This window comes from Chloroflexus sp. (genome assembly GCF_034435895.1).
Classification (GTDB): Bacteria; Chloroflexota; Chloroflexia; order Chloroflexales; family Chloroflexaceae; genus Chloroflexus.
Window position 1 is genome coordinate 1 of the sequence record NZ_DAOTWH010000199.1, and the last position, 2,114, is coordinate 2,114.

4 protein-coding genes are annotated in these 2,114 nt (G+C 62.2%); all 4 read right to left on the reverse strand.

Features of this window, described 5'->3' with window-relative positions; all coding sequences use genetic code 11:
* Window positions 1-37 precede the first annotated feature (37 nt).
* A complete protein-coding gene (locus U9R81_RS11750; RefSeq protein WP_322495639.1) occupies window positions 38-526 on the reverse strand; it encodes a hypothetical protein in 489 nt (162 codons plus the stop codon).
* A gap of 22 nt (window positions 527-548) precedes the next feature.
* Window positions 549-1,115 (reverse strand): hypothetical protein, encoded by a 567-nt coding sequence (locus U9R81_RS11755; protein WP_322495640.1) that lies wholly within the window; start codon window positions 1,113-1,115, stop codon window positions 549-551.
* Window positions 1,112-1,750: a ribonuclease HII gene (locus tag U9R81_RS11760; RefSeq protein WP_322495641.1), complete on the reverse strand. Its 639-nt coding sequence runs from the start codon at window positions 1,748-1,750 to the stop codon at window positions 1,112-1,114. The genes U9R81_RS11755 and U9R81_RS11760 overlap by 4 nt, the downstream gene beginning before the upstream one ends.
* Window positions 1,728-2,114 (reverse strand): class I SAM-dependent methyltransferase (locus U9R81_RS11765; protein WP_322495642.1); only part of this gene is annotated, 387 nt, incomplete at its 5' end. The genes U9R81_RS11760 and U9R81_RS11765, both read right to left, overlap by 23 nt.

Here is a 2,114-nt window from a genome sequence, read left to right on the forward strand (position 1 = left end):
GGGCGATGGCTCCCATCGCCCCGCCGCCGTCATCGATTCATCCTTGTTCAGAGCGTTGCAATTCTTCGACCCGCTGCAATTGCACATACAGCGGCGGCACACCGAACAGCGCCCGTTCCCAATCGGTCACCCGCGGGTTGACTTCACCCAGCGACCAGCGCCCGCCTATGCGGATGATCTGGGTGCCGAAGTGTTGTGGCCGGCCCAATTCGATCAACAACCGATCCCACGCCATCGCACGTAATGTCCATGCACGTTCATTGCCCAATTCGGTGGCGCGACGGGCAAACCGGTGGGCGTGGTGAAAATCGGCCACCGATTCGCCGCAGATCATGACTAAACCGGCGAGGAAGCAGGCGCGATCGTCGGTGATGAAACCTCGCGCTTCGAGTTCGAGCACACGATCACAACGCCGGCGACGTTCGGCAGAGGTGACGCCTTTCGATTGGCCGTCGATGGCTTCACTTGCCAGCCAGCTCAGTTCGGTTAGCGGATCTTCCGGGGTTAGCTCGTCATCCGGATCCATCTATGCACTCCTTCCGGTTTATTCAAGCGTTGGGCAGCGCGGAAGTGGTGGTGGCATGCGTGTTATGATCAGTGTACCACATTCTCTTGGTTGCGCATCGCCGGCAGAGTACGATCCAGTGCATGCGGCAATCGTGGGCGCGTGGCCGGCGGTAGATGTCAAGCGATTGCCGGCTGCCGCAGTGCCCGCATTGCCCGCCGGAGCGCAGGTAGGCGGCCCAGATCAAGGGCAGGGGGAGGTGATCAAGCAAGAGATGGAAGGTGATGCCAAGCGCGAACGGGCGGAGCCACGGGTAACGCTGCACCAGCATCCAAAGCGGGGGCAAGACGAAGAGGGGCCGGTGCAACCACGAGCGGAGCGAGCCATAGCGAGGCCGGTTGTCACCGTGACGAGGCAGCCGGTTGCGATAGCGGTTGTATACCAATGCGCCGCTAATGCTCCAATCACCGGTGCGGCAGACGTACAGCGCGAAATGATCGAGATCGATCAGCACGCCGCCGGCAATCAGAAGCGCGGCAGCGACCGGTTGGCGCGGGTACAAGCTGGCAGCCAGCACGCTCGAGTACACGAGATGTTCACGAAGATTCATGCAGGTTCCAAGTGCTCAAGCGCCTCGATCACCGGCTGGAAGGTATAGCGATGGATGGGTGACGGGCCATAGTGCACTAAAGCGCGGCGATGCGCGGCAGTGCCATACCCTTTATGCACGGCAAAGCCATAAGCCGGGTAACAGCGATCAGCGGTATGCATCAACCGGTCGCGGGTGACTTTGGCAATGATCGAGGCGGCGGCAATCGAGAGCGAACGGGCATCGCCGCGCACCAACGATTCTTGGGGCAGGCAAATGCCGGGGAGATGTTCGGCATCGATCAACAGCGCATCAACTGGGCAGGGCAACGCGAGCAGCGCCTGCGTCATCGCAAGGCGGGTAGCGGCCAGAATGCCGTAGGCGTCGATGATGAAGGCCGGTACGATGCCGACCCCGATGCCTTGGGCGTAGGTTTGGACGGTGGCAAACGCGCGTTCGCGGGCCACGGCGCTCAACTGCTTCGAGTCGTTGACTGCTGCCAAGAGGTATGGTTGCTCGTAGACGATTGGCGCTAACACCACTGCGGCGGCCACCATCGGCCCGGCCCAACAGCCACGTCCGGCCTCGTCAATTCCGGCCAGCGCCGGATAGCCGCGTGCGCGCAGGGTCTGTTCAACGCTCAGATCCGGACTCATGCGGCCTCCCGGTCATCACAAGGACACTGCTGTGACCAATGGTCACGCGCTGCACGCGCATGCGAACATTTCCAAATGGGACGCTCTCTGGCAGATCGGGCGGGTTGCGCCCCAGCCAGATCAGGCGATAGATTGCATCGATCAACCGCCCATACCCTCCTTCCAGCCGACCGCCATCAACAATGACCAATTGGCCGTCTGGCGCTAGCACCCGCCGAATTTCGGCGTGGGTCGCCGGATCAAGAATATATTCGGCGGGGAAGGTGGCGCACACGGTATCGAAACTGGCATCGGCAAACGGCAGGCGGCGGGCATCGGCGCGCACGAGCCGGTTGGTGAACCGCGCGGCGCGGCGCAGCATTGC

Bases quoted from the DNA above. Each gene is read 5' to 3' on its own strand.
- U9R81_RS11750 (WP_322495639.1), bottom strand. From the start codon at position 526: ATGGATCCGGATGACGAGCTAACCCCGGAAGATCCGCTAACCGAACTG.
- U9R81_RS11755 (WP_322495640.1), bottom strand. From the start codon at position 1,115: ATGAATCTTCGTGAACATCTCGTGTACTCGAGCGTGCTGGCTGCCAGC.
- U9R81_RS11760 (WP_322495641.1), bottom strand. From the start codon at position 1,750: ATGAGTCCGGATCTGAGCGTTGAACAGACCCTGCGCGCACGCGGCTAT.